Origin of the sequence: Actinomadura sp. SCN-SB (assembly GCF_043906805.1) — a bacterium.
Taxonomy (GTDB): domain Bacteria; phylum Actinomycetota; class Actinomycetes; order Streptosporangiales; family Streptosporangiaceae; genus Spirillospora.
In genome coordinates this window covers 1-791 of the sequence record NZ_JBIMPP010000177.1, presented here as the reverse complement: position 1 = coordinate 791, position 791 = coordinate 1, and the positions used below count along the sequence as shown (strand labels likewise).

1 protein-coding gene is annotated in these 791 nt (G+C 67.3%); it reads right to left on the bottom strand.

The features are described from left to right. Positions 1–31: 31 nt before the first annotated feature. On the bottom strand, positions 32–791 hold a 760-nt coding region (locus tag ACGWYJ_RS38935), incomplete at its 5' end, for an IS630 family transposase (protein WP_395111723.1).

Below are 791 nucleotides of genomic sequence, written 5' to 3'. Positions count from 1 at the left end.
TGCTCTGTCCATGAACGTTGGCCGGGTTTGATCACGCGGCTTTGGGTCGGCGTGGTCGTCCCCAGCGGTGTTGGCGCTCGCTGCGGATGCGGGCGCGTTCGCGTCGTTGGGCGGCGAGGATGTCGGGGTGGCGGGCGTTGGCGTTGCGCCAGCGCAGATACTTGTGCAGGGCGCGGGTGGCCACCGTGTGGTTGGGGTGGTTCGATCCGTTGACGACGAAGGTCCGCAGCGGTCCGAAGTGCGCCTCGATCGGGTTGGCCCAGGAGGAGTAGGTCGGGGTGAAGCACAACTCGACCCTGTTCCGGTGCGCCCAGGTGCGGATCTTTTCGCCGCGGTGGGCGGACAGATTGTCCAAGATGATGTAGATCGGTGCGCCGTCCGGACGCGCTGCGCGGATGGACTTGAGCGCGGCCAGGGTGTTCGCGGCGGACTTCTTCTCGCGGACGACGCCCCACAAGGTGTCATCACCGACCGAGTAGCAGCCGTGGAACTGCCGGACCCCATGCAGCTTGTGATAATTCGCCGGCTGCCGTTCCGGGTGACGTCGGGGTGCCCAGCCCGCGCCGGGGTGCGGGCGGATCGTCAGCGGCCCGAACTCATCGAAGGCGAACACCCGACCGGGAAAACTCGTGGTGACGTGCTCGATCCGGGCTAACTTCGCCTCCCGGGCCGGGTCGTTGGACTCCTTCCAGGTCTTGGTCCGCTGGAACGTGACCTCGTGCTTGTGCAGGAACTGCCGCAGCCGCTCCCGCCCGATGACGACCCTCCGGTCGGGGTTGGCGGCCAGGTAA